Origin of the sequence: Pseudoalteromonas sp. MT33b (genome assembly GCF_014117385.1) — a bacterium.
GTDB lineage: Bacteria > Pseudomonadota > Gammaproteobacteria > Enterobacterales > Alteromonadaceae > Pseudoalteromonas > Pseudoalteromonas lipolytica.
Window position 1 is genome coordinate 660,218 of the sequence record NZ_CP059831.1, and the last position, 24,486, is coordinate 684,703.

General features: G+C 42.8%; 25 protein-coding genes. 18 read left to right on the top strand and 7 right to left on the bottom strand.

Features of this window, described 5'->3' with window-relative positions; translation table 11 throughout:
- Positions 1–33 precede the first annotated feature (33 nt).
- From H3302_RS03150 to H3302_RS03160, 3 genes are all read left to right on the top strand, one after another.
- Entirely contained in the window at positions 34–345 is a 312-nt protein-coding gene (locus tag H3302_RS03150) for a pyrimidine/purine nucleoside phosphorylase (RefSeq protein ID WP_036970827.1), read from the top strand.
- Positions 346–527: 182 nt separating this feature from the next.
- Positions 528–884, top strand: coding sequence for a ribosome hibernation-promoting factor, HPF/YfiA family (gene hpf / locus H3302_RS03155; protein WP_036970825.1), 357 nt, complete (start codon positions 528–530; stop codon positions 882–884).
- 258 nt (positions 885–1,142) lie between these two features.
- Positions 1,143–2,315 (top strand): NRAMP family divalent metal transporter, encoded by a 1,173-nt coding sequence (locus tag H3302_RS03160; RefSeq protein WP_155950848.1) that lies wholly within the window; start codon positions 1,143–1,145, stop codon positions 2,313–2,315.
- Between the two features lie 105 nt (positions 2,316–2,420).
- On the opposite strand, the gene H3302_RS03165 is transcribed toward H3302_RS03160, so the two are convergent.
- The 3 genes from H3302_RS03165 to H3302_RS03175 are packed head-to-tail and all read right to left on the bottom strand — an operon-like array spanning position 2,421 to position 4,750.
- A complete protein-coding gene (locus H3302_RS03165) occupies positions 2,421–3,608 on the bottom strand; it encodes a VWA domain-containing protein (protein WP_036970823.1) in 1,188 nt (395 codons plus the stop codon).
- Position 3,609: 1 nt separating this feature from the next.
- Positions 3,610–4,458: a MoxR family ATPase gene (locus H3302_RS03170; RefSeq protein ID WP_036970821.1), complete on the bottom strand. Its 849-nt coding sequence runs from the start codon at positions 4,456–4,458 to the stop codon at positions 3,610–3,612.
- Positions 4,459–4,510: 52 nt separating this feature from the next.
- Positions 4,511–4,750: a DUF1653 domain-containing protein gene (locus H3302_RS03175; RefSeq protein ID WP_182396136.1), complete on the bottom strand. Its 240-nt coding sequence runs from the start codon at positions 4,748–4,750 to the stop codon at positions 4,511–4,513.
- A 61-nt stretch (positions 4,751–4,811) separates the two neighbouring features.
- On the opposite strand from H3302_RS03175, the gene H3302_RS03180 reads away from it, so the two are divergent.
- From H3302_RS03180 to rpoS, 11 genes are read left to right on the top strand one after another with little or no spacing between them, the layout of a single operon-like run.
- Positions 4,812–5,294 carry a DUF2947 domain-containing protein gene (locus H3302_RS03180; RefSeq protein ID WP_036970820.1) on the top strand — a complete coding sequence of 161 codons (483 nt, stop codon included), beginning with the start codon at positions 4,812–4,814 and terminating at the stop codon, positions 5,292–5,294.
- Positions 5,295–5,353: 59 nt separating this feature from the next.
- A complete protein-coding gene (locus H3302_RS03185) occupies positions 5,354–5,986 on the top strand; it encodes a hypothetical protein (RefSeq protein ID WP_065978034.1) in 633 nt (210 codons plus the stop codon).
- Between the two features lie 22 nt (positions 5,987–6,008).
- Complete coding sequence (ftsB, locus tag H3302_RS03190) at positions 6,009–6,299, top strand: cell division protein FtsB (protein WP_036970819.1); 291 nt, start codon at positions 6,009–6,011, stop codon at positions 6,297–6,299.
- Positions 6,289–6,990: a 2-C-methyl-D-erythritol 4-phosphate cytidylyltransferase gene (gene ispD / locus H3302_RS03195; protein WP_182396137.1), complete on the top strand. Its 702-nt coding sequence runs from the start codon at positions 6,289–6,291 to the stop codon at positions 6,988–6,990. Before ftsB ends, ispD begins: the two co-directional genes overlap by 11 nt.
- Positions 6,987–7,469 (top strand): 2-C-methyl-D-erythritol 2,4-cyclodiphosphate synthase, encoded by a 483-nt coding sequence (ispF, locus tag H3302_RS03200; RefSeq protein ID WP_036970817.1) that lies wholly within the window; start codon positions 6,987–6,989, stop codon positions 7,467–7,469. Before ispD ends, ispF begins: the two co-directional genes overlap by 4 nt.
- Positions 7,466–8,494, top strand: a complete 1,029-nt coding sequence (truD, locus tag H3302_RS03205; protein WP_182396138.1) for a tRNA pseudouridine(13) synthase TruD — start codon at positions 7,466–7,468, stop codon at positions 8,492–8,494. Before ispF ends, truD begins: the two co-directional genes overlap by 4 nt.
- Positions 8,495–9,259 (top strand): 5'/3'-nucleotidase SurE, encoded by a 765-nt coding sequence (gene surE / locus H3302_RS03210; protein WP_036970815.1) that lies wholly within the window; start codon positions 8,495–8,497, stop codon positions 9,257–9,259.
- Entirely contained in the window at positions 9,249–9,887 is a 639-nt protein-coding gene (locus H3302_RS03215; protein ID WP_036970812.1) for a protein-L-isoaspartate(D-aspartate) O-methyltransferase, read from the top strand. The genes surE and H3302_RS03215 overlap by 11 nt, the downstream gene beginning before the upstream one ends.
- 11 nt (positions 9,888–9,898) lie before the next feature.
- Positions 9,899–10,477 carry a YqaA family protein gene (locus tag H3302_RS03220; RefSeq protein WP_065978037.1) on the top strand — a complete coding sequence of 193 codons (579 nt, stop codon included), beginning with the start codon at positions 9,899–9,901 and terminating at the stop codon, positions 10,475–10,477.
- Between the two features lie 41 nt (positions 10,478–10,518).
- Positions 10,519–11,343, top strand: coding sequence for a peptidoglycan DD-metalloendopeptidase family protein (locus H3302_RS03225; protein ID WP_036970808.1), 825 nt, complete (start codon positions 10,519–10,521; stop codon positions 11,341–11,343).
- Positions 11,344–11,400: 57 nt separating this feature from the next.
- Positions 11,401–12,384: an RNA polymerase sigma factor RpoS gene (gene rpoS / locus H3302_RS03230; protein WP_036970803.1), complete on the top strand. Its 984-nt coding sequence runs from the start codon at positions 11,401–11,403 to the stop codon at positions 12,382–12,384.
- Between the two features lie 95 nt (positions 12,385–12,479).
- Here the strand turns inward: rpoS and mutS are convergent, their stop codons facing one another.
- Positions 12,480–15,050 carry a DNA mismatch repair protein MutS gene (gene mutS / locus H3302_RS03235; RefSeq protein WP_180311368.1) on the bottom strand — a complete coding sequence of 857 codons (2,571 nt, stop codon included), beginning with the start codon at positions 15,048–15,050 and terminating at the stop codon, positions 12,480–12,482.
- Between the two features lie 21 nt (positions 15,051–15,071).
- On the opposite strand from mutS, the gene H3302_RS03240 reads away from it, so the two are divergent.
- Positions 15,072–15,569 (top strand): CinA family protein, encoded by a 498-nt coding sequence (locus H3302_RS03240; RefSeq protein ID WP_036970798.1) that lies wholly within the window; start codon positions 15,072–15,074, stop codon positions 15,567–15,569.
- 58 nt (positions 15,570–15,627) lie between these two features.
- A complete protein-coding gene (recA, locus tag H3302_RS03245; RefSeq protein ID WP_036970796.1) occupies positions 15,628–16,674 on the top strand; it encodes a recombinase RecA in 1,047 nt (348 codons plus the stop codon).
- A 504-nt stretch (positions 16,675–17,178) separates the two neighbouring features.
- Here the strand turns inward: recA and H3302_RS03250 are convergent.
- Positions 17,179–19,302 (bottom strand): TonB-dependent siderophore receptor, encoded by a 2,124-nt coding sequence (locus H3302_RS03250; protein WP_182396139.1) that lies wholly within the window; start codon positions 19,300–19,302, stop codon positions 17,179–17,181.
- A gap of 138 nt (positions 19,303–19,440) precedes the next feature.
- Positions 19,441–20,610 carry a DcaP family trimeric outer membrane transporter gene (locus H3302_RS03255; RefSeq protein WP_036970793.1) on the bottom strand — a complete coding sequence of 390 codons (1,170 nt, stop codon included), beginning with the start codon at positions 20,608–20,610 and terminating at the stop codon, positions 19,441–19,443.
- A gap of 271 nt (positions 20,611–20,881) precedes the next feature.
- Between H3302_RS03255 and acs the strand changes: the two genes are divergently transcribed.
- Complete coding sequence (gene acs, locus H3302_RS03260) at positions 20,882–22,822, top strand: acetate--CoA ligase (protein WP_036970791.1); 1,941 nt, start codon at positions 20,882–20,884, stop codon at positions 22,820–22,822.
- 96 nt (positions 22,823–22,918) lie between these two features.
- Positions 22,919–23,569, top strand: a complete 651-nt coding sequence (locus H3302_RS03265; protein ID WP_036970789.1) for a response regulator transcription factor — start codon at positions 22,919–22,921, stop codon at positions 23,567–23,569.
- 51 nt (positions 23,570–23,620) lie between these two features.
- Here H3302_RS03265 and purU read toward each other — a convergent pair whose 3' ends face one another.
- Entirely contained in the window at positions 23,621–24,451 is an 831-nt protein-coding gene (gene purU / locus H3302_RS03270) for a formyltetrahydrofolate deformylase (protein ID WP_074988871.1), read from the bottom strand.
- Between the last annotated feature and the right edge of the window lie 35 nt (positions 24,452–24,486).

Consider the following 24,486-nt stretch of genomic DNA (forward strand, 5'->3'; position numbering starts at 1 on the left):
TAAAGAAGATTATAAAACATAACAGGAGTGAGTATGACTCAGTTTGACAGTGTAAGTGTTGTAAAAAAAGCGAATGTCTATTTTGATGGTAAAGTTTCGAGCCGTGTTGTACTTTTTGCCGATGGCAGTACTAAAACATTAGGTTTTATGCAACCAGGAGAATTTGAGTTTGGCACAAATCAAAAAGAGCACATGGAGTTACTTGCGGGAGAGTGGCAAGTGTTACTGCCAGGCGAAACTGAGTGGCAAGCCATGAAGGCTGGAGATTCGTTTAATGTAGACGCCAACGTTACCTTCCGCGTAAAAGTAACTGACTTTGCTGATTATTGTTGCTCGTACACTTAATGAGCAGTTGATAACCTTTCTATAAAGCCCGTGTAATACGGGCTTTTGCATATTTTATCCGCAGAGCATGATCTAAATCATGTGTGGTTACAATCAATTACTAATTATCTTTGATTTTCGCTTGTGTTAATTCAAATCGCCCCCAATACTAACTATGAGGTAACAAGAAAAAAGGATACCCTATGAAGATTAATATTTCTGGTCATCATGTTGACGTTACTGAGGCTGTTAGAGCTCATATCAACGAGAAATTCTCAAAAATTGCTAGCCATTTTCCATCGTTAATATCTCTCGATATTATTCTTTCAAAAGAACATCACAAGTATCAAGCTGAGATCAGCACTATTTATGAAGGTGCACGTTTATCAGTTAAAGGAGAAGATGAAGTGATGTACCCAGCACTTGCAAATGCAGCTAAAAAACTCGATGCATCGCTAAAACATCGTAAAGGGCAAATGAAAGCTAAACTACATGAAAAACCGGTGAGCACAACGCCGGAAATCGCCCATGAGATTATTCAAGAAATGAATTTAAGCTAATAAATTAGACGCTAAGTGTTAGCCACAAAAATTTAGCGCAAAACCTCGAACAAGAGAAAGCCAAACATAAATATGTTTGGCTTTTTTGGTTTTATAAACTGACAACTTAATCCTAGAACTCAGAAGCGAGGAGTGTCTTCCAATCTCATCTAAAACGCTGTAAGTTGCTTGTAACTAAGAATAAAACACATAAAGCATATGCAATCAGCAGTATCACATTGGCAATCTAAACTTAATGCACTTGGCCCTGGCATATTAATGGCCACAGCGGCGATTGGTGGCTCACATTTGGTGGCGTCGACGCAGGCTGGCTCGTTATTTGGCTGGCAACTATTTTGGCTAATCATTGTTGTGAATGTACTTAAGTACCCATTCTTTCGATTTGGTATGGAATACACCCTTGCAACTAAACAAAGTTTAGTTGAGGGCTACAAGCAAAAAGGGCCGGGTTACTTTTACAGTTTTATTGCGTTAAATATTGTGGCTGCAGTAGTGAATACCGCAGGGGTACTACTTTTAACAGCCAGCCTATTACATTACGCACTGCCGATCACCATTTCGGTGACCTTGTTGTGTTGGATTATTTTGGCTGTTTGTTTACTTATTTTGTTGTTGGGGCATTTTAAGGCGCTCGATAACGTGTCTAAAATCATTATGGGGCTGCTTACTGTTACAACTGTGGCTGCTTTGGTGGTGGCAATTAATAATGGTCTTATGGCTCCAGTTGACTACGTGGGCCCGTCGCCGTATGAGCTTGCAATGCTTGGCTTTATGGTGGCGCTAATGGGCTGGATGCCAGCTCCTATTGAAATCTCAGCGATTAGTTCACTTTGGCTAAAAGAAAAGCAGCAGCAACAAGTTATTACTAAGCAGCAAGGTTTATTTGATTTTAATTTAGGCTACTGGCTTACAGCAGCCCTAGCTTTGGTGTTTTTTTCGCTAGGTGTATTAGTGCAATACGGACACGTACAAGCCGTGCAATTAGGTGGGGTGGCGTTTGCTAAACAGCTTATTGATATGTACGCCCTTACAATGGGAGAGTGGGCAAGGCCATTGGTGTCGGGTATCGCTTTTTTATGTATGTTTGGCACCACGCTTACTGTGCTTGACGGCTACGCCAGAACCTTAAATGAATCGCACAAATTACTGCCTGTAAAACAGTCTAAACACAGTTTAAATATGTGGCTTTTACTGCAAGCATTTTCTGGTATGGCAATCATTTTATTCTTTAAATCGGCACTTGGCCCAATGCTTACGTTTGCCATGACTCTCGCCTTTGTTACCACCCCAGTATTTGCATGGCTTAACTTTAGTTTAGTGCGCTCAGAGCCAAGTATTGTGCATTCCCCCTTAATTCGGACTCTAAGCTGGCTAGGTTTGGTTTATTTAGTGGGCTTTGCGTTGGTGTTTTTGGTTTGGAAGTTTACCTAATTTGCCTGAACGAAGTGAAATCCAGCATCATTGTGTGTCAGCAGTGGGTTGATCCCAAGTCAATTTTTAGTATTGCGCGATATAAAATCGCGCCTACAATCTAGGCTAACTCAATTCCCTAATCGCATTACTTATGCCATCTAAGGTGAGTGGATACATACGGTTGTTCATTAACTGTTTTATAAAATCAATCGATTGATAGTAACGCCAGTGCTCAACGGGTTGTGGGTTGAGCCAAGCGACTTTATCAAAGTGATTTGTTATGCGGTTTAGCCAGGCGCTGCCGGGTTCCTCATTCCAATGTTCTACACTGCCACCAGGGTAGGCTATTTCGTAAGGACCCATGGTGGCATCGCCAACAAAAATGACCTTGTAGTCACTGGTGAACTTGTTAATCAAGGTCATGGTATCAATCACGTTTGAATGGCGGCGCTCGTTGTCTTGCCAAACATGTTCGTATAAACAATTATGAAAATAGTAAAACTCGAGGTGCTTAAATTCGCTGTGTGCAGCACTAAATAACTCCTCACAGGTATGAATGTAATCATCCATTGAGCCGCCAATATCAAACAACATCAGCACTTTTACAGCATTGTGGCGCTCGGGTGCCATTTTTACATCGAGCATGCCACCTTGCTTTGCAGTAGCACGAATGGTTTCGGTTAAATCGAGAGTGTCGCTAGCCCCGGTGCGGGCAAATTTACGCAGTTTTTTAAGCGCGAGCTTAATGGTGCGAGAGCCAATTTCGCGGTCACTGTCCAGGTTGCGGTATGTCCGTTTATCCCATACTTTTACAGCACGGCGGTTACGATTACCGTCTTGACCAATACGCACGCCTTCTGGGTTAAAGCCATACGCGCCAAACGGCGAGGTGCCGCCAGTGCCAACCCATTTGTTGCCGCCAGCATGGCGTTTTTGCTGTTCTTCAAGGCGTTGTTTCAGGGCTTCCATAAGTTTATCGAGGCCACCCATCGCTTTTAACTGTGCTTTTTCTTCGTCTGTTAAGTGTTTTTCAAACTCTTTGCGCAACCAGTCGTTAGGCAGGTTATGCTGTTGTTTTAAGCTTTCGAGTAAATCAAGGTCAGCAACCCCGCTAAAGTAATCGGCAAAGGCTTTATCAAACCGGTCAAAGTGAGTTTCGTCTTTGACCATGATGGTACGCGCTAAGTAATAAAACGCGTCTACGTCGGCAAAAATGACCCCTTGCTTGAGCGCGTTGATCAAATCAAGTAACTCACGCAGACTCACGGGTAAGCGGTATTCACGTAACTTAAAGAAAAACGCAATTAACATCTTAACGACGACTCATAAAAGCAAGTTTTTCGATGAGGCTAATGTCTTGCTCGTTCTTTAATAGCGCACCAAACATTGGCATTAGGCCGCCTTTTTGGCTTTTATCATGCAGTGTTTTGGCATCGATATCTTCAGCCATCAATAATTTTAACCAATCGAGTAACTCGCTGGTTGAGGGCTTTTTCTTTATGCCATTTACATCGCGCAGGTTAAAGAATACTTCAAGTGCTTCGCGTACCAAGTCTTGCTTAACATGCGGGTGATGTACATCGATAATTTGCGCCATTTCGTCGCTCGATGGAAAGTCGATGTAGTGGAAAAAACAACGACGTAAAAAGGCATCAGGCAGCTCTTTTTCGTTGTTTGAGGTAATAATAACAATAGGGCGGTGCTTGGCAATAACGCGCTCACCGGTTTCATAAACATGAAACTCCATTTTATCGAGTTCTAACAATAAGTCGTTTGGAAACTCGATATCGGCTTTGTCGATTTCGTCAATCAGCAATACGGGGCGTTTATTATGTTGCTCTCCATAGGTGAAGGCTTGCCATAATTTACCTTTTACAATGTAGTTACTAATGTCGTGAACGCGCTCATCACCTAACTGGCTGTCGCGCAACCGTGACACTGCATCATATTCGTATAGGCCTTGCTGTGCTTTGGTGGTCGATTTGATATGCCATTGAATAAGCGTGGTGTCTAAGCTTTTTGCAAGCTCCTCGGCTAACATGGTTTTACCTGTGCCGGGCTCCCCTTTTATAAGCAGAGGTTTTTCGAGCAAGATGGCTGCGTTAACCGCTTGTTTTAATGAGTTACTGGCAATGTAGTTGTCGGTTGAATTAAAAAGCACGATGTCACCTTATCTGGTCTGAGCAGTGATTAATAATGCTATGATGCCATAGTTATTCTGCGTCTGAAAGGTATGCAAAGCGTGGGACTGTTTTGCCGTTTACCTCAACGGTTTCTAAAAACATGCTGAGTGGGCGTGCCCACATACCAAACTCACCATACAGTGCTTGGTAAATAACGAGTGGCTCTTCGGTTTCACTGTGAGTGGCGACATACTCTACTTTGTATTTTGGGCCTTTGTAATGCTGGTATATGCCTGATTTGAGAGGATGAGTTTTTATTGCTGTAGTCATGTTTTGATCTCTTGTATAATTACGTTTTGCACTTTTTAATGCTAAATAAACTGTCAACACTATGAATTATATTTCGTTAGATGAATACAAAAAAGCATGGGTTTTTCGCCATAAAGACATGCCAATTAACGCAGCAGATGCGCAGCAAATCAAACCAATGACCAGCGAACGTGCCGCTGTACTTTGGTCTACCATGGTGAGCCGCGAGCATGATCACCCAGATTTTTTCGATAAAACAGATTGGTGTGGCAAAGAAGACAGCTTTACCGAAACCATTAATTGGGAAAATGCGTGGGAAGCTGGCGAAGAACAACTCCCCGAGGCTATCTTGGCGCACCTTGATTGGGAAGCCAACACCACCGTGTATTTTTGTATGGCGCGCGACAATATTATTGAAACTAGCTTTGCAGTGTTTAAACGTTGCTGGCAAAACTTTATGTTTTTAGCCGACGGCAGTTTGTTAATGGGCAAAAAACGCGATGCAGTCGTGCAATTTTTAGAAACGGGCAATGCTAAACTGGGTAAAAAAGGCGCAGTAAAGTAGCGCTCAATTAACGCTCTATGCTATAAAACAGTCAAGCAATTGTTTTATAAGAGCGGGCATTGTCTATTTCTAATCCACAGAGCGAACCGTCGCCACAAGCCGAAATTTGGCAAACTGATGCCGAACGGGCTTTGTATGCACAGTTATGTAATGCGTTTTATGCTCGAGAAATCCCGCGTTTGGTCGATGAACCTGATGCGGCAAGGCTTAGACGCTTATTGGCAAGTTTGCCTTATTACATAGAGCGACTAGCAATACGGATAGTCAGTGGTGATGCGCCTTTACAGCTTGATTCACAAAATGGCAGCTGGCTCGAAAAACAAAAAACTACGCCGCCTGTATATAGCAAAAGTGCATCAGAAGACTTTTATAGTCAATATGCTAAGCGTGGGTTAATTGTCCCCGTGCTAATTAATGACGGGCAATGTACCACCGTGCGCATAGACAGCTTAGATCAAGTAAGCGACAATAAGGTACATTGTAATGAGCTTGGTTGGTTTACGTTATCCGGTGAGTCATTAGAACACGCGCCAGCGCAGTTATTAAAACCGTCAAAAGCAGTGATGGCAGCAGCCTGTTGTGGCCATCAATGGCAACTTAATAAACGGATTACACCTAAGCGTTTGTCATTAAGAGAAATGCTACTAGCAAGCAATATAAATTGGCGTAATTTAAAACGCCCTTTGACTTAATTTAACCGCGAAGGAGTGTTCAATGCGGGTGTTTCAATTCGCCTTGTTATGTTTGGCTTTATTTATCCAGTATCGTTTATGGTTTGGCCATAATGGTGTGCAGGATTACACTCGTCTAAAACAAGCGGTCGCCTCTCATCAAGATACAAATGCTAAATTATTAAAACGTAACAAAGTGCTGAAAGCCGATATTAAAGATTTAAAACTCGGCCAAGAAGGCATAGAAGAACGTGCGCGTAATGAATTAGGAATGATTAAACCTGGTGAAACGTTTATTCGTGTATTGCCAGGCCAACAACAAAATGAAAACTAAACAGAAAATCACTGCAATAGTTCCCGCAGCCGGTGTTGGCAGCCGAATGCAACATTCTGCGCCAAAACAGTATATCGAACTGGCGGGTAAAACCATTTTAGAGCATACCCTTAGCAAGCTTGCTGAATTAGATTTTATTCACACGATAAAAGTAGCAATAAGTGACGACGATGGTTACTTTGACGCGATACCTCGAATCGATAGCCGCATAGAACGAGTGTCGGGCGGCACAGAGCGTGCCGACTCAGTCCTTAATGCTTTGCTGTCACTTGCTGATAACCCGCCAGACTGGGTACTGGTGCATGATGCAGCAAGACCGTTAGTGTGTTTAAGCGATATAACTCGTTTGGTCGATGAGTGCCTAGCAGCTAACGAGGGCGGTATTTTAGCCTCTAAAGTCAAAGATACCATTAAACGCGGCCGTACTCATAGTGAGCAAACTGTGCCACGTGATGATTTATGGCAGGCGCTTACCCCTCAATTTTTCCCTTATCAGGCGCTTGTAGATGCACTTTCAAATGCCCTAGAGAACGGCGTGACTATCACCGATGAAGCTTCGGCGATTGAGTGGGCAAAGCAGCCAGTAAAATTAGTCGCTGGGCGCAGTGACAACATTAAAATAACCACCCCAGAAGATTTAGATTTAGCAGCGTTTCTACTGCAAAAACAACAAAACGAGAGAACCCCATGATTCGAATTGGCCATGGCTTTGATGTTCACAAATTTGGCGGCGAAGGCCCGTTGGTTATTTGTGGTGAAAAAATTGATTACCCACAAGGTTTTTTAGCGCATTCAGATGGCGATGTGGCTATTCATGCATTATGTGATGCTATATTAGGATCACTGGCAATGGGCGACATTGGTAAGCACTTCCCAGATACTGCGAGTGAATACGAAAACATCGACAGCCGTATATTATTGCGTCATGTGGTTAAGCTTGCAAAAGAGCAAGGCTATGAACTTGGCAATGCAGATGTAACCATTGTAGCTCAAGCACCAAAAATGCTGCCTCATATTCAAGCCATGCGTAAAAATTTAGCTGCTGATTTAGAAGCCGATATTTCGCAAGTGAATGTGAAAGCTACTACCACCGAAAAGCTGGGCTTTGAAGGTCGTAAAGAGGGCATTTCAAGCCACGCAGTGGTTATTATGAGTAAACAAAATTCATGAGTGAATTGAATTATTTATACGGAAAACCACTATCAAAAGCCGACTTTAAAACGTTTGCTGAAGACTTTATGGTTGACGAAGACCTCGGTATTGAATTCACTGGCAGCGGCGAGCATGTGTGCTTGCAGGTCGTCAAAAAAGGTGAAAACACCCAGTTTATAGCCAAGCGAATTGCCGAAAAAGCGGGCGTATCACCGCGTGATGTAAGCTATGCGGGTTTAAAAGATCGCCACGGTGTCTGTACACAGTGGTTTAGTGTGCCTGTGCCGATTAAAAAGCACATTGAATTTAGTGAACTGAATAACGAGCAATTCTTTATTATCGCGCAGCAGCGCCACAACCGTAAATTAAGAACAGGCTGCCACAAAGGCAATCGATTTACGATTACCCTGCGTAATGTGACCGAGCCTTTAGATATTTTGTGTCGTATTAATGCAGTGCGTGCTGGGGTGCCAAATTACTTTGGCGAACAGCGATTTGGTCATGGAGGGCATAACCTTGAAATGGCTAAACGGTTGTTTGCAGGAGAGCGTATTCGCGATAAAAAGCTGCGTGGTTTAGTGATTTCAGCGGCCCGTTCTTATGTGTTCAATGAAATAGTAAGTATGCGTGTAGCTGAGCATGGTCTTGCGAAAACCATGCACCGCGAAGTGTTTATGCTTAGCGGCAGTAATGCCTTTTTTGAAGACAATATAAGCGATGACAATATTGCACGTTTAGCCTCTGGCGATATTGTTATGTCGGCACCAATGGTGGGCAAAGGCGAAAAAGGCTTAACCGAAACCGAAAAGCAATGGTTGCTCCCTTATCAGTCTTGGATAGAGGGATTAGCTGAGCTTGGGCTTAAGAATGAGCGCAGAATGCTGCGCTTAATTCCCGAGTCTTTAACTGTTGAAACACTTGATGAGACAACGGTAAAACTGAGTTTTGGTTTACCAAAAGGCTGCTTTGCAACCGCGCTTTTGCGAGAGCTGGTGGACTATAAAGACGCCAGCCCAAGAGAACAAAAACAAAAGGATGCGTAAATGAAAATCTTATTAAGCAATGATGATGGAGTGCATGCAAAAGGGATTGCCGTTTTATATCATGCGTTAACGCAAATTGCCGATGTGACGCTGGTTGCCCCTGACCGTAACTGCAGTGGCGCCAGTAATTCATTAACCTTAATGAACCCGTTACGTGCGACCACGCTAGATAATGGCTTTATTTCTATTAATGGCACCCCCACGGATTGTGTTCACCTTGGCGTGAATGAGCTAACCGATGAGCAGCCTGACTTAGTTGTGGCTGGTATTAATCATGGGGCTAACTTAGGTGATGACACGCTCTATTCTGGTACGGTTGCAGCCGCAACCGAAGGCCGCCACTTAGGGCTGCCAGCGATCGCTGTCTCACTCTGTTCTAAAGAAGGGAATCATTTTGAAACGGCAGCAGCAGTGGCTGTCGGTATCATTAAAGAGCTTGCATCACACCCTCTACCGAAAGATCAGATCATTAACTTAAATGTGCCAGATATTCCTCTTTCAGAACTCAAAGGAGTAAAAGTAACACGCCTTGGCGCACGTCATAAAGCTGAAACCATGACCAAGCAACAAGACCCGTGGGGGCGTGATATTTTTTGGTATGGCACGCTCGGCGCTGAAAGTGACGCAGGAGAAGGGACTGACTTTTACGCCATTAATAATGGGTATGCCTCAGTAACACCGTTAAGTGTTGATATGACAGCGAAGGAGAGTCTTCAAGCCGTCGATAGCTGGTTAGCGAAGATGGAGATTAATAGTGCTGACTAATTATAATCGCAGTGCGTTGGCATTGGCTGAATTATTAAAACGGGATGGCGTAGAAGATGCCGCTGTACTTGAAGCGATTGCGACGACCCCGCGGCATGTGTTTGTTGATGATGTTTTACAGCATAAAGCGTATCAGAATACCGCTTTACCTATTGGTCAAGGGCAAACAATTTCGCAGCCTTATATCGTTGCGCGAATGACAGAGTTACTGCGACTTGCAGGAGTACGCGATAAGGTACTTGAAATTGGTACGGGATCAGGGTATCAAACCGCGATTCTTGCAAAAACGTTCACTAAAGTGTGTTCAGTTGAACGCATTAAAGCGTTGCAGTGGCAAGCAAAGCGCCGTTTACATAAGCTTGATTTATACAATGTAACGATGAAACATGGTGATGGATGGCAAGGGTGGCAATCGCAAGCACCATTTGAAGGGATTATCGTGACTGCCGCGGCAGCAACGATGCCGCAAGGGTTACTAGCACAACTTGCTGATGGCGGTGTGATGATAGCCCCCGTGGGCGAGCAAGATCAGCAATTAATGATGGTTGTCAGAAATGGCGACACATTCACAGAACATAAAGTTGCACCAGTACGATTTGTACCTTTAGTACCTGGTGATATTGAATAGGACGTTACACTTTGAAGTTGTTTACTAAGTTATATGATATGGCGCTTGTGTGGGCTAAGCACCGTCACGCAGAGCGTTATTTAGCAGGGATGAGCTTTGCTGAATCTGTTTTTTTTCCTGTTCCGCCAGATGTGATGTTAGCTCCTATGTCACTCGCTCAGCCAGATAAAGCATGGCGATTTGCCAGCTTTACTACTATTGCGTCTGTTATTGGTGGTATTTTAGGTTACTTGCTTGGCTTTTGGCTATTTGAGCCCGTCGTTGAGCCGCTAATTGCTCAAATGGGCTGGCAAGCAAAGTTTGATACTGCGCTAGGCTGGTTTGAAACATACGGCGTGTGGGTTGTATTTCTTGCTGGGTTTTCGCCTATCCCTTATAAAGTTTTTACTATTGGGGCAGGCTTAATGCAGATGGCATTTTTACCTTTCTTAATTGCGTCTGCCATTGGACGTGGGGCTCGGTTCTTTTTAGTGTCGGCTTTAATGAAGTGGGGGGGCGTGAAAATGGAGCAAAAATTACGTCAATATGTTGAAGCGCTTGGCTGGGGATTAGTTATTTTAGTTGTTGTTGCGTACTTTTTACTACGATAACCCCTAAAACTCACAGTTAGTATTATAAGGAGCATTTTACGATGAACAGACAGTTAGCAGTGTATGTTACTTTGTTTATTAGTATTTTGCTCTTTGGTTGCTCCTCCCGTAATGCTCCCGCTCCTGTTAGTAGTTTAGATAATCATACAAAACAAATTACCCGCAAAGTTAATATTTCTGGCTCAAGTTACAAGGTTAACAAAGGCGATACTTTATACTCAATCGCGTTTAGTGCTCAAAAAGACTTTCGTACTTTAGCAAAATTAAACGATATTCCAGCACCTTATACGATTTATCCTGGGCAACGCATTTTGCTCACAAAATCTGCACAAAAACAAAAAAAGACGAAAAAATATACGAATTCGAGTAAAAAGTCTACTGTTTTGATACAAAAAAATAACAAAAAATTAAAAAAAGAGCTTGATCAGCCAAAACAACGAGAGTATGTTCAAAAACAAGCCAACAAGAAAGTTAGTGCAAAAAATAGTAATCCTAATACAAAAGTCATATGGAGCTGGCCCGCTAAGGGTAAGGTCACGCGCCGTTTCTCTACAAAAGAAAATGGCTATAAAGGGTTACAAATCGCTAATAAACAGGGGGCATCTGTTTTAGCTGCTGCACAAGGAACTGTGGTATACGCGGGTAACGCATTGAGGGGCTACGGTAATTTAATCATACTGAAACATAATGATGATTACCTAAGTGCTTATGCACACAACTCAAAGTTGCTTGTAAAGGAAAAACAGGAAGTAAAGGCGGGGCAGAAAATAGCAGAAATTGGCAGTTCAGATTCGTCGGTTACGGCTTTAAGATTTGAAATTCGTTACCGAGGTCAAGCAGTCAATCCTGCTAAGTATCTACCTTAGCCAAAGGTATTGATAAAGTGATTTAGCTCAATCACATATTTGCTCGGGAGGACGCTTATGGGTCACACAGCAAAACTTGAGAAAACAACTGAAACAGTTGATGATAAATTTGATGACACGATGGTTGAAGATGATTCATCAGAGTTACTCGAAGAAGTCGACAACGATGATGAAATTTTTACAAAAGACGAAGTCGTCAAAAACCTAGACGCGACACAGTTATACCTGGGTGAAATTGGTTTTTCTCCTCTTTTAAGTGCAGAAGAAGAAGTGTTTTTTGCGCGTAAAGCATTGAAAGGCTGTGAAGCCTCTCGCAAACGAATGATAGAAAGTAATTTACGTTTAGTGGTGAAAATTGCTCGCCGCTATAACAACCGAGGTCTTGCGCTGCTAGATCTTATCGAAGAAGGTAACCTTGGCCTGATTCGCGCTGTTGAAAAATTTGACCCAGAACGTGGTTTTCGTTTTTCAACTTATGCAACCTGGTGGATCCGTCAAACGATTGAACGTGCCATAATGAACCAAACACGAACAATTCGTTTACCTATTCATGTTGTAAAAGAACTGAACGTTTATCTAAGAACGGCTCGCGAACTAACACAAAAACTTGACCACGAACCAACCGCAGAAGAAATTGCAGAGTGTCTGGATAAACCCGTTGAAGACGTGACTAAAATGCTACGTTTAAACGAAAAAATCACGTCGGTTGATACGCCAATTGGAGGCGAAAACGACAAAGCCTTACTCGATATCATTGCTGACGAAAAAGGCTCTGGTCCTGAGGGCGAAGTACAAAATAATGACATCAACAAACACATTGTTGATTGGCTTGGTGAATTAAACCCAAAACAACGCGAAGTACTAGCACGTCGTTTCGGTTTACTTGGCTACGAGCCTTCAACGCTTGAAGATGTCGGTCGTGAAATTGGCTTAACGCGTGAACGTGTAAGACAAATTCAAGTGGAAGCATTACGTCGTTTAAAAGATATTTTGCAACACGAAGGCTTAAGTACAGATAGCCTGTTTGACCAATTTACTTGAGTTGACAACAATATACCTGACTCAGGTATGAGGCCTTTGGGTCTCTAGAACACACAAAAAAGCTGACATACTGTCAGCTTTTTTTATGCACGCAATTAAAGTAAATCTTTTAATTGGTATAACAGCTGGTGTGCTTGTCTTGGTGTTAAACTGTCTGGGTCGAGCTGCTGTAAAGTTAGCTCAAGTTCAGAGGGTTCATTGTCAAACGCCAGTGCTTGCTGTTGTTGCACAGGGGCTGTTACAGGCTGATGATTTTCGAGCATTTTTAGTTTTTGCTTTGCTTGCTGAATAACGGCTTTTGGTACACCGGCAAGTGCGGCAACTTGTAAACCAAAGCTTTTACTTGCTGCACCTTCAAGCACGGTATGCATAAAGGCAATAGTGTCGTTATGCTCAATAGCATCTAGGTGAACATTAACCAATCCTTGCTGCTGCTCGGCCAGTTCAGTTAGCTCAAAATAATGGGTGGCGAATAAGGTTTTTGCGGCAATTTTTGAGGCTAAATAATCGGCCGTAGCATAGGCGAGAGATAGGCCATCATAGGTCGAAGTACCGCGTCCTATTTCATCCATCAAGACCAAAGATTGCGCCGTGGCATTGTTTAAAATGGTCGCTGTTTCTGTCATTTCAACCATAAAGGTTGAACGCCCTGATGCTAAATCATCACTTGCGCCAATACGCGTAAAAATGCGGTCAATATTGCCAATTTCTGCGCTGTCAGCAGGGACATAAGACCCAATATGTGCCATGAGTACAATTAACGCAGTTTGACGCATATAGGTTGATTTACCCCCCATGTTTGGCCCCGTGATGATCAACATCTTACGGTCGTTGCTTAACTCGACAGGGTTGGCAATAAAGGGGTCTTTCATTACTTGCTCAACAACGGGATGACGCCCTTGCTTTATGCTTATATTGTCGTTATCACACAGTGTTGGTTTGGCATAGTTGAGTGCTTGCGCACGTTCAGCTAAATTATTAAGAACGTCTAAATCAGCCAGTACCGCAGCCATCGTTTGTAGCTGCTCAATGTGCGGTGCTATAAATTCAAATAGTTGTTCATAAAGTTGTTTTTCGAGAGCCAACGCTTTTGATTGGCTACCGAGTACTTTGTCTTCATGCTCTTTTAACTCAGGAATGATATAGCGTTCGTTATTTTTTAATGTTTGACGACGAATATAATCAGCAGGAACTAAGTGTGAATTAGCACGGCTAACTTCAATGAAGAAGCCATGCACCTTGTTGTAGCCAATTTTTAAGGTGCTGATGCCTGTGCGTTCACGCTCGCGCTCTTCCAGTTTTTCAAGGATATCGGTTGCGCCTTGACTAAGCGCACGCCATTCATCTAACTCACTATTATAGCCTGGGGCAATAACTCCCCCATCACGAATAAGTACCGGTGGTGTTTCAATGACTGCGCGTTCTAGGAGATCTTGCAGCGCTGGTAATTCTTGTGACTGTGCGATGATCTGGTTAATGCGTGGATCGCTGGCATCATTAAGTAGCTCATGCAGTGGTGCCAGCGCTTGTAATGCACTACGTAAACGCGTTAAGTCACGAGGTCTGGCAGTACACAATGCAAGGCGCGCGATAACTCGCTCAATATCACCAATTTGTTTTAATGATTCGTGCAATTCGCCACACAGTTGAGCATCGATGATCGCACTAATCGCATTTAGGCGTGAGTTAAGCTCATCTTTACTGCGCACTGGGGTATGAATTCGGCGTTTTAATAAACGAGACCCCATTGCTGTAGCGGTTTTATCAAGCACCTGTGCCAAGGTGTTTTCATAGCCTCCTGAGAGGTTAACAGTGAGCTCTAAGTTTTTACGGGTTGCAGCATCTAAGATCACTGCGTGTTCGTTTTGCTCAAGGGTAATGGCGCGAATATGTGGCAGAGCAATGCGTTGAGTGTCTTTTACATATTGCATTAAACAGCCCGCGGCAATCAGAGCGCAATGGGCTTTATCAACCCCAAAACCAACTAGATCTTTGGTGCCAAATTGATCGCATAAGAGGTGTTGTGCGGTGTCTAAATCGAACTCCCATTCTGGGCGACGGCGAGCCCCTTTAATATGTTCGATTAAGTGAATATTGGCAAACGTTTCACTGTAAAGCAGTTCGGCTGGCGCGAGGCGTTGCAGTGTTGAGCTAAATGCTTCGTCAGTATTCACTTCAAGTACATTAAAACGGCCTGAGTTAATATCGAGGTAGGCAATGCCGTAAACACCGTGTTTATTTTGCCACACACTTGTGAGTAAGTTATCTTGGCGCTCTTGCAGTAAGGCTTCATCGGAAATAGTACCGGGTGTTACAATGCGCACGACTTTACGCTCTACCGGACCTTTGCTGGTTGCTGGGTCGCCTATTTGTTCGCAAATAGCAACCGATTCACCCATTTGTACAAGGCGTGCTAGGTAATTTTCTACTGCGTGATAAGGTACGCCGGCCATAGGAATAGGATCGCCACCGGCTTTACCGCGATGAGTTTGAGAAATATCAAGAAGTTGAGCTGCACGTTTAGCATCATCAAAAAAGAGTTCGTAAAAATCACCCATACGATAAAACAATAAAATATCGCGATGCTCGGCTTTTATTTTTAGATACTGCTGCATCATCGGTGTTTGTTGTTTTATAGTGTGTGGAGCATAAAGATCAAACGACATGTATTTACCCAAAGGCTGAATATGGAATTACATCAAGAGATTAAAACACTTGCTGCGAAATTAGGAGCTATTTTAACGGATAAACGCTTATGGATCACTACCGCTGAATCGTGCACGGGTGGGGGCGTGAGTTATGCGCTAACAGATACACCAGGAAGTTCTCATTATATTGACCGTGCTTTTGTTACATACAGCAACCAAGCAAAGCATGAATTAATTGGTGTGAGTAACGAGACTTTACAGAACTTTGGCGCCGTCAGTGAGCAAACTGTTTTAGAAATGGCGTCAGGTGCTGCGAAGGCTGCAAAGGCAGATATTGCGATTGCTATTTCGGGTATTGCGGGCCCCGGTGGGGCAACCCGGGATAAACCGGTTGGTTTGGTGTGGTTTTGCGTGCATTTTGCAGGAAAAAATTACCCAAGCAAACATGTTTTTACCGGTGATAGAGCCAGTGTTAGAGCTCAAGCTATTGTTTATTCAATAGAAAAAGTTATCGAGATAATAAAATCAGAAAATTAGCTTGATACTGTGATTTCATACAGTATACTGTCTGCATTAGCCGGATTTGGAGAACAGAATGAACGATAACAAACAAAAAGCGTTGGACGCTGCTTTATCACAAATTGAACGTCAATTTGGTAAAGGTTCAATTATGAAATTGGGCGACAACAAAGCCCTTGATATTGAAGCTATCTCAACAGGTTCACTGGGGATTGATATCGCATTAGGTATAGGTGGTTTACCAGCAGGACGTATCGTTGAAGTATACGGCCCTGAATCATCAGGTAAAACAACGCTAACGCTACAAGTTATCGCTGAAGCTCAGAAGCAAGGCAAAACGTGTGCATTCGTTGATGCTGAGCATGCTCTCGATCCTGTATACGCACAAAAGCTAGGTGTAAACATTGATGAGTTACTTGTTTCTCAGCCTGATACTGGTGAGCAAGCATTAGAAATCTGTGACATGCTTGTTCGTTCAAGTGCGGTTGACGTGGTTATTGTTGACTCGGTTGCTGCATTAACACCAAAGGCTGAAATTGAAGGCGACATGGGTGACTCACACATGGGTCTTCAAGCTCGTTTAATGTCGCAAGCCCTTCGTAAATTAACGGGTAATATTAAGCGCTCGAACACCTTGTGTATTTTCATCAACCAAATCCGTATGAAAATAGGTGTCATGTTTGGTAACCCAGAAACAACAACGGGTGGTAACGCACTTAAATTCTACGCATCGGTACGTATTGATATTCGTCGTATTGGTTCGGTGAAAGAGGGTGATGAAGTTGTGGGTAACGAAACCCGCGTTAAAATTGTTAAAAACAAAGTTGCACCGCCGTTTAAACAAGCTGAGTTCATCATTATGTATGGTGAAGGTATCTCTAAACACGGTGAATTAATTGACTTAGGTGTTAAACATAAGATTGTTGAAAAGTCAGGTGCTTGGTATAGCTACAACGGTAATAAAGTAGGCCAAGGTAAAGCAAATTCAATTAAGTTCTTAAAAGACAACCCAGAGATCGCAGATGAGATTGAAGGTAAGTTACGTGAAATGCTATTACTTCAAGCAACTATTAAGCCTGAAGACGGTGTAGATGTTGGCTTGATAGCTGAAGACGAGCTATAAAACACCTTTACAGTGTATTGTTAAGCGTGATTTGACCCGCCCTTAACACAAAAAGACCGCTACTTAGTTGGCGGTTTTTTTATGGGCGAATAAAAGTCGCACTGAGCCGTTTTTATAGGTGAAAAGTTGCGCTGGCTGTAGCGGCGATTTTACAGGGGCGGGCCTATACCAGTTCACTTAATTAATACCATTTTGCAAAAATACTTAATCATTTTGAGTGATTAAACCAGTCGCTATCTACGTTAAAAATTTCTGATTTAGAATAACTAAATAACTAAATTTTTGCCTTGTTATCAACGCGGTTTTATTGCCTCAAAATAGACCACTTAATTAAGCGGAATGCTATAAGTGAGCAATTTTAGGGATTAAGGTAAGGGGATATAAGGGATTCAATCTGTCAACGCGGGATAAACCAGCTGCAACGAGTCGATACATAAAAGCCGCACAGTGTGCGGCTTTTAAATTCTTAAAGTTTATAGCTTATCGTTTCAAACTTGGCACTCATTAAAGCTGCCAGTTGAATGAAACAGCATAGCTACGTGGCGCACCATAGTAACCTTGTGCCCAGAATAGGCTATGAAGGTACTTTTCGTTGGTGACGTTATTAATATTTAAGTTAACACTAACATTGTCGTTAATATCGTAAGTGGCCATTAAGCTTAATAAACCATAGGCATCTTGCTGAGTGGTTATTAGCGGTGCATTAGTATCCGCATCGCGAACCTGTACGCGCTGCGTATCGTCTTGCCATTGATAATTTAGGCCAAAGGTTAAGCCATCAACTTCAGGCACTTTGTGAGTTAGCGCAAGTTTAAATTGATTCTCTGGCGTGTAGTCTTTTACCAGCTCATCACCATCGATGTTTAAGTTGCTATAGCTAAAGCTTGCACTCAATGTTTCATTGATTTGACCGCTAAGTTCTAGTTCAAAACCATCGCTATTAATGCCGTCTGCGCCATAGTAGCGTGTATCATCCGGTAAGGATCCTGGTACTGCTACAGCAAGACCCACTTGCTCTGCATCAAAGTAGGCAACAGTGACAAACAGGTTGTCATCAAGTAATTGTGCTTTTAAACCCACTTCACTACTTTTACCAGTAATAGGGTTGAGATAGTCACCATTTATGTCACGCTCAGTTTGCGGCACAAATGTTTCTGTGTAGCTTGCATAAGTTGAAAAGCGCTCGTTGATATCATAAACAACACCGTAGTAGGGCACGGTTTGATCGCTGTCTTTATCTTTCGCTTTCCCGTATGACTCACCTTCAGTTTCCCAATTTACTTGGCTGACACCTGCTAAGAAGCTAAGTGAATCGGTGGCTCTAATGCGTGTTGAAATATAAGCTGAACGTTGACGGCTAGTCAGATCTGCTCCTGTTAAACCATCAGTGAGTGTTGGAATTGGCGCAACTCCGTCCCAACCACCCAGTTCAGGCATTTTAGGGAAACCATTGCCTGTGGTGCGGTCATAAAGAGATTTATCATTATAATCCATGTCTGCTTGGTTAACACCAAACGATAGGTCATGCTCCATACCAAATAAATTAAATTTACCCGTTGCATAGATATCTAAAATGTCGTGCTTATCTTTATGATCGTATTCACTTGCGTAACCTGTTAAGCCTAAACCTGTTTCTCTATCAGGCGTGCCATAAACATAGAAAAGCTCAGAGTCTTGCTCATTTTCTAAGTGTGCATAGCTGGCTTTTAAAAACCAAGTATTAGTGATTGCTTGCTCAATGGATAAAAATAACTGCTCGGTGGTGTTGTTCCAGTATGACCAATCGGATGCAGTGCTAGTTGATACATCGAAGTTAGTCGCAGTACCATCGCTATAATAAAGTGGTAACGCACCCCAAAGAGGGCTGTCTGCGTCTTTATTTTGTTTAACATAGCTAGCTGTTACGACTGTGCTGTTAGTCAGTTGGCCTTCATATGCTAAGTAATAAATTGTTTTATCTTGCTCGTAGCGATCAAGATAAGAGTCTGTTTTATGCTTTGTAAATACGGCACGCACAGCGTGGTTATCGTTGATAGCCGTTGATGCGTCAAGTTCAAGACGTTTATTATCCCATGAGCCATATGACACTGATGCATTGACCTGTGTTTGATATGTTGGGCGTTTTAATACCATGTTGACCGTTGCCGATGGATTACCAGCACCAGTCATTAAGCCATTAGCACCACGAACAATTTCGACACTATCGTATATAGAGGTATCAAGTGTGCCTTGAATAGAGCCATTATCTTGGGGTAAACCCATGCCATTAACTTGAAAGTTGGTAATTTCAAAGCCGCGAGCTTTAAAGTAGGTGCGATCGGTTTCAATTTGCTCAACAGTCACACCCGGCGTGCTTTCAAGTACTGAGTTTAAATCATCAAGTGAAAAGTCATCCATCAACGCACGAGAAACAACAGAGATAGACTGAGGTGTTTCTTTTATGGTTAAGCCCAATTTGGTCGCTGATTGAGCTTGTTCGGTAATATAGTTTTTGTGATGTTGACCGTAGACAGCAATTTTTTCGATCGCAGGTTCTTCTTTTGGTTGTTCTGCTAAAGCGTAGCCACTAAGAAGAGCTGAAGTCACTATGCTTAATTGTGACAAGCGCAAAAATTTAGTTGATGACATGCAAATTTCCAAATAGTTCAATGATGATTCAAATTAATGCGTAATTTAATCTAAATGAAAATGATTTGCAATTTGCTTTTGGGGGCTTTAATAAAAAAAGCGGCCGGAGCCGCTCAGGAAGTAAAACTATTTTTATACTTAAAAAACGTATTTTGCAGAAAATTGAAGGCGGTCCATATCACCATCAGCGCCACTTTCTAATTCTCGTTCAGCATGTTTCAGTTCAACACCAAATGTGAGTTTCTTTACTGGCGAGTATAAAATATTCGCGCTGTAGCTTTGACTTGTTTTAGTCGGATCACCCGAAATAGCTAACAGATCTGTGTTGTTATCTGCTGAGAAAAATGAATAAAGGAAAGTTGAACGCCACTGACTATTCCAGTGTTGTTGATAACCAATGAAGCCTGAAGTTGAGTCGATGGCATCTAGTTCATCACCATTAAGTACTGCACCATGTGCTACGTTTAAACCAACATATCGACCTAAGCCTGAACCTTGTGTCAGCATGAATTTGAGGTTGTTTTGACCAAAATTAACTTTACCCGATGCACTAATACCAAAGGATGTTTCGTCTGCATCGACGCCATTCTTTTTATAGGTTAGTTGACGCGCTAAGCCTGTAAAGACTAATTCACCCCAGTCTGCTTTATGAGCATAACGCGCGGTAAAATCAGGTAAAGATGCATCATCCGTTGCAACGCGTGCGCCACCTTGGGTCGTAATTGTACTTTCTGGGTTTTCAACAGAGAACGACCAGTTGCCCGTTGAGTAACGAATTTGTGATTGACGGGCAAAAACGGTCCCTTCTGCAGGGCCTACGAAGTCCAGCGTTTCTGGCAGTGCGCCTACGTTTTGAAAGTTTGACCACGCTTGACCAAATAACCAGCCATCATACGTGATAAAAGCTTGGCGAATACGCGGAGCATAGGAGTTGGTAACACGTTCATTACCACCCGGTGCGGAGGCTAAAAAGTCAATTTCGATTTTAGTGTTAACAGTTTTACCATTGTCTAACTTTGTTGCAGTGCCAAAATTAAAACGCGATTGGCGGGCATGCATATCAAAGACTGCATCGCTGTCAACGTCAGGTCCCACGGGAGTTGTACTCGGTACATAAAAATCACGACCAATGCTGGTACCATCTGGAACACCTGATGAATAGTCACTCCACATCGCATCTAGCTTTACATAACCGCCATAAGTGATATCGGTATTACCTAAAGTGGCAGCACTTGCAGTGCCTGTCAGTGCGCATAACACGGCCGATGCCGTGAGGGTCTTTAAAGCGGTTATTTTTGTTGTTGTCATAATGTCTATTCCTGTTGAAGCTATTTGTGTGTTGTTGTATCACTGTTGTTTAAGAAATGACTTCTCTCAATTATCTATTGGTCTATTAGACTAAGGTGTTACATAGCGATAAATCGCTTACATCAATATATTGGAGTAGATTATAGGTGGCTATTACGAAGTTTTTAGCTATTTGGCGAGATATACAACTAAGGTCTAATACTTTAAGGGGCGTTGCTGAGTGATCCTTGAAGCAGGCCGAAGGCAAGTAATTAAAATGGAGACGACAACAATGTCACAAAGTATCTATCCAGTTCCCGCGCATATCAAGAATGCCGCATTAGTTGATAACGATAAATATAATACACTGTACAAGCAATCTATCGATGACCCTGAAGGATTTTGGCGAGAGCATGGTAAGCGTCTTGATTGGTCAACTCCTTATACTAAAGTTAAAAACACATCATTTGACAAAGGCCATATCAATATTCGTTGGTTTGAAGATGGCCAACTTAATGCCTCATATAACTGTATCGACCGTCATCTCGCTGCTAAAGCAAACAAAACAGCCCTTATCTGGGAAGGAGACAACCCAGAGCAAAGCGAAAATATTACCTACCAACAATTGCACGATGAAGTTGCAAAATTAGCAAATGGTCTTAAAAAGCTGGGTGTTGCAAAAGGTGACCGCGTAGCGATTTATATGCCAATGACTCCGCAGGCTGTTTATGCCATGCAAGCGTGTGCTCGTATTGGCGCGATTCACTCTGTTGTGTTTGGTGGTTTTTCTCCATCAGCAATCGCTGACCGTATTAATGACTCAGGTGCAAAAGTCGTGATCACATCTGATGAAGGTCGTCGCGCTGGTAACTGCGTGCCATTAAAAGCAAATGTTGATGAAGCGGTATCACAAGATTCAGTAACCACAGTTGAGCATGTGATTGTTCACCAGTTAACTGGCGGTGAAGTAGAGTGGAACAGCCACGACGTATGGTGGCATGATTTAGTGGCAGATTTACCGGCAGAATGTGAACCAGAGCCAATGAATGCTGAAGATCCACTTTTCATTCTTTATACATCGGGCTCTACTGGTCAGCCTAAGGGTGTTGTTCACACCACGGGTGGCTACCTTGTTTACGCATCAATGACCCATGAATATGTATTTGATTTAAAAGAAGACGATATTTTCTGGTGTAGTGCTGATGTTGGTTGGATCACGGGTCACAGTTATATTGCGTATGGCCCATTAGTTAACGGCTGTACACAAGTGGTATTTGAAGGTGTACCCACTTACCCAACTGCAGGTCGTATGGGTGAAGTAATCGACAAACACAATGTCACTATTCTTTACACTGCACCAACCGCTATTCGCGCGTTGATGGCAAAAGGTGATGAGCCAACAGCGACATCAAAACGCACAAGTCTGCGTATTATGGGCTCTGTGGGTGAACCTATTAACCCAGAAGCATGGGCATGGTACTACGAGCATATCGGTAATGAGAATTGCCCAATTGTTGATACTTGGTGGCAAACAGAAACGGGTGGCATCATGATCACACCATTGCCGGGTGCAACAGACATGAAGCCTGGTTCTGCAACTCGTCCATTCTTTGGTATTGCACCTGCGCTTTATGATGCAGAAGGCAATACACTTGAAGGTGCGGTTGACGGTAACTTGGTTATTTTAGATAGCTGGCCTTCACAAGCTCGTACAGTGTATGGTGACCATGAGCGTTTTGAACAAACTTACTTCTCTGCTTACCCTGGTGTTTATTTCACGGGGGATGGTTGTCGCCGTGATGAAGATGGTTATTATTGGATCACTGGGCGTGTTGATGACGTACTGAATGTATCGGGCCACCGCTTAGGTACGGCTGAGATTGAAAGTGCCTTAGTTGCTCATGAAGCCGTTGCTGAGGCTGCCGTGGTGGGTTACCCGCACGACATCAAAGGCCAAGGTATTTACGTGTATATCACGCCAAATGAAGGCGTCACAGTGAGCGATGAATTAACCGCAGAAGTGCGTAACTGGGTTCGTAAAGAGCTAAGTCCTATTGCATCACCAGATATGATTCAATGGTCGCCAGGTTTACCAAAAACACGTTCAGGTAAGATTATGCGTCGAATTTTACGTAAAATTGCCGCTAATGAGCATCAACAGTTAGGTGATACTTCAACACTGGCCGATCCGAGTGTGGTTGATGAGCTAATCGAGAATAGATTAAATCGTTAAAAACGCGTTAAAAACTTGATTAGAAGTTGATTCTAAACGTAGTATATCGGCTGTCACTTAGAAATAGGTGTCAGCCGAATTTATTAGGAGTGAACCATGAGTCAGTTTTTAATAGCGGATGATCATCCGTTATTTCGTGAAGCGCTGAAAGGGGCATTGAGTACTAAGTTTACGGATTTGGAAGTATTTGAATCGGAAAACTTCGATACCACATTGCAAGTGCTAAGCGAACAAGAAGATCTTGATATCTTACTACTAGACCTTCACATGCCAGGAAATGGCGATTTATACGGCCTTATTCGTATTCGCGAAGATTACCCAAGCTTACCGATTGCAGTTGTGTCGGGGAGTGAAGACATTAATATTGTGTCGAAAGTAATGGGATACGGTGCGATGGGATTTATTCCTAAATCATCATCATCGGATGATATCGCAATGGCGATTAATCATATTCTAGAAGGCGATGTGTGGTTACCAGCAGAGCTTAAAGATAAAGTAGCAGCCGTTGATGGCGAAGACAAAGAAATTGCAGCTCAGGTGGCATCACTAACCCCACAACAATACAAAGTGCTGCAGTACCTGCATGAAGGTTTGTTAAATAAGCAAATCGCTTATGAGTTACATATCTCTGAAGCGACAGTAAAAGCACATATTACGGCCATTTTCAGAAAACTTGGCGTATACAACCGTACTCAAGCCGTGCTTATTGCCTCAAAACTTCAACTTGATCCTATTGAATCGAACTAGTCATTAGATAATAAAAATAATAAAGAGGCGAGCAGCCTCTTCATTCATTACTTAAGCAAACACCACGGTTCGATTACCGTTTATAAACAGTTTATGTTCAGAGGCCAACTGTAAGGCTTTGCAAAATACTGTTTTTTCAACATCTTTACCCATTTTTGCCATCATCTCTGCGGTATCCGCATGACTAACATGCGTCACATCTTGCAAAATAATTGGCCCTTCATCGAGTTCGTTATTAACAAAATGAGCGGTTGCACCAATGATTTTTACCCCACGTTCAAAGGCTTGGTGGTAGGGTTTTGCACCAATAAAGGCAGGTAAAAATGAATGGTGAATATTAATAATTTTACCTTCAAAGCGCGCCACAAACTCAGGGCTTAAAATACGCATGTATTTGGCAAGGCCGATAATATCAGGCTGGTAGCTGGCAATTAAATCACCCACTTTTTGGTCATGCTCAGCACGGCTTAAACCTTCGTGTGAAACAACATGAAACGGCACGCCAAAGCCTGCAGCCAGTGGCGCTAAATCTGCATAGTTGGCAATCACGGCCAGTACTTCGATGTTTAAGGCTTTTTCGAATTGCTTAAGTAATACTCCCCCTAAACAATGCGCTTCTTTGGTGGCAAGCAATACCACTTTGGTTTTTTCACTGCTGTGCAGCGCAAGCTCTGCGCCATCAGGAAGTAGCTCAGCAAGGCTTGGTAAAAAGTCATCTGAAATAACCCCGCTTAATTCGGTGCGCATGAAAAAGCGTTGGGCATCTTTGTCTACAAATTCGTTATTACGGGTAATATTCAAATTATGTTGATGACAAAGACCGGTGATCTTGGCAATTAGACCCACATCATCATCGCATTGTGTTGTTAAAATCGTGTTCATAGTCCTCATTCTAATCCCATTTGTGTGAACGTCAT

Coding starts and splice junctions, on each gene's coding strand:
- H3302_RS03250 (WP_182396139.1), bottom strand. CDS start 19,302: ATGTCATCAACTAAATTTTTGCGCTTGTCACAATTAAGCATAGTGACT.
- hpf (WP_036970825.1), top strand. CDS start 528: ATGAAGATTAATATTTCTGGTCATCATGTTGACGTTACTGAGGCTGTT.
- H3302_RS03255 (WP_036970793.1), bottom strand. CDS start 20,610: ATGACAACAACAAAAATAACCGCTTTAAAGACCCTCACGGCATCGGCC.
- H3302_RS03165 (WP_036970823.1), bottom strand. CDS start 3,608: ATGTTAATTGCGTTTTTCTTTAAGTTACGTGAATACCGCTTACCCGTG.
- rpoS (WP_036970803.1), top strand. CDS start 11,401: ATGGGTCACACAGCAAAACTTGAGAAAACAACTGAAACAGTTGATGAT.
- H3302_RS03160 (WP_155950848.1), top strand. CDS start 1,143: ATGGCCACAGCGGCGATTGGTGGCTCACATTTGGTGGCGTCGACGCAG.
- H3302_RS03150 (WP_036970827.1), top strand. CDS start 34: ATGACTCAGTTTGACAGTGTAAGTGTTGTAAAAAAAGCGAATGTCTAT.
- surE (WP_036970815.1), top strand. CDS start 8,495: ATGAAAATCTTATTAAGCAATGATGATGGAGTGCATGCAAAAGGGATT.
- acs (WP_036970791.1), top strand. CDS start 20,882: ATGTCACAAAGTATCTATCCAGTTCCCGCGCATATCAAGAATGCCGCA.
- ispF (WP_036970817.1), top strand. CDS start 6,987: ATGATTCGAATTGGCCATGGCTTTGATGTTCACAAATTTGGCGGCGAA.
- H3302_RS03265 (WP_036970789.1), top strand. CDS start 22,919: ATGAGTCAGTTTTTAATAGCGGATGATCATCCGTTATTTCGTGAAGCG.
- ftsB (WP_036970819.1), top strand. CDS start 6,009: ATGCGGGTGTTTCAATTCGCCTTGTTATGTTTGGCTTTATTTATCCAG.
- H3302_RS03240 (WP_036970798.1), top strand. CDS start 15,072: ATGGAATTACATCAAGAGATTAAAACACTTGCTGCGAAATTAGGAGCT.
- H3302_RS03225 (WP_036970808.1), top strand. CDS start 10,519: ATGAACAGACAGTTAGCAGTGTATGTTACTTTGTTTATTAGTATTTTG.
- ispD (WP_182396137.1), top strand. CDS start 6,289: ATGAAAACTAAACAGAAAATCACTGCAATAGTTCCCGCAGCCGGTGTT.
- H3302_RS03175 (WP_182396136.1), bottom strand. CDS start 4,750: ATGACTACAGCAATAAAAACTCATCCTCTCAAATCAGGCATATACCAG.
- mutS (WP_180311368.1), bottom strand. CDS start 15,050: ATGTCGTTTGATCTTTATGCTCCACACACTATAAAACAACAAACACCG.
- purU (WP_074988871.1), bottom strand. CDS start 24,451: ATGAACACGATTTTAACAACACAATGCGATGATGATGTGGGTCTAATT.
- recA (WP_036970796.1), top strand. CDS start 15,628: ATGAACGATAACAAACAAAAAGCGTTGGACGCTGCTTTATCACAAATT.
- H3302_RS03180 (WP_036970820.1), top strand. CDS start 4,812: ATGAATTATATTTCGTTAGATGAATACAAAAAAGCATGGGTTTTTCGC.
- truD (WP_182396138.1), top strand. CDS start 7,466: ATGAGTGAATTGAATTATTTATACGGAAAACCACTATCAAAAGCCGAC.